1 protein-coding gene and 1 riboswitch are annotated in these 1033 nt (G+C 64.3%); the gene reads left to right on the forward strand.

Annotation, left to right across the window (positions count from 1 at the left end):
* A partial coding sequence (locus tag JCM25156_RS17940; RefSeq protein ID WP_025814235.1) for an MIP/aquaporin family protein occupies window positions 1-567 on the forward strand: 567 nt, incomplete at its 5' end.
* A gap of 85 nt (window positions 568-652) precedes the next feature.
* A riboswitch (FMN riboswitch) is annotated at window positions 653-814 on the forward strand.
* Window positions 815-1033 lie beyond the last annotated feature (219 nt).

A 1033-nucleotide genomic window follows, 5' to 3' on the forward strand; every position in this document is an offset into this window, starting at 1 on the left:
GGCGTGGATCTGTGCGGGTACATGCTGGCGCAGATGGCGGGCGCGTGCGTGGCGACGCTGGTGCTGGCAGTTGTGGGGCACATGCTGCCGGGCTGGGGGCAGATGGTGCAGGCTTCCGGCTATGCCGCGACCATTCCCTTTTCGGGGGTGGCAGTCGTATGGCCGCTGGTGACGGAGGTGGTGCTGACCGCCCTGCTGGTGCTCATGCTGTTCTGTCTTGCCGCGCATCCGGTTCTCAAATGGGTGACGCCATGGGCGGGCGGGCTGTTCTTTTTCGTCTGCAACCCGGTTTCGGCCTGGCTGTCGGGCAACAGTTCCAACCTGGCCCGCAGCTTTGGTCCCGCCCTTATGGCCGGGCAGTGGCATGCGTTCTGGATCTATGCGCTGGGGCCGTTCATGGGGGCGGCGCTGGCGACCCTGCTGTTCCAGTCAAGATGGTTTGACCGTATCGAGATCAAGGAAGCGCGGCTGGTCAATTTCGGCCATCATGGCCGCGTGCCTTCCCTGCTGCATCCGGGCCGCCACGCCCGCGAACCCGTGCCGGAGGGGAAGGGGGACGAAGGGTGATTGGCGGGGGCTACTTGCAATCATCGTGAATTATTCCCACTATCATCGCATATAGAACGCGAATCGGGCTTCAGGCCCTTTTCGCGGGCGTTCTCAGGGCGGGGCGAAATTCCCCACCGGCGGTGATTGTTCCCCTTGGGGGGGCATAAGTCCGCGAGCGCCCGACCGCATTCCGTGCGGGCGGGGTCAAGCAGATCCGGTGTAATTCCGGAACCGACGGTTACAGTCCGGATGAGAGAGAACGAAAACCGTGTACCCGCCATTTCCCATGGAAGTGGCGGTGAGAAGGTTTTACGCGCCCTGAGTCCGTCCGGATGGATGGAGTACTGTTTTGGACGCGTTGCCACAGGGTGCCGATACCCCCCCAGTTCCCGATATGCCCGAAGCCGTCAGGCGCGCCTTTTACGCGGCGGTGGACGAGGCGGCCCGGCATGTCGGCGCGACCGCGCCCAACCCCCCGGTTGGC

This window comes from Komagataeibacter kakiaceti JCM 25156 (assembly GCF_000613305.1).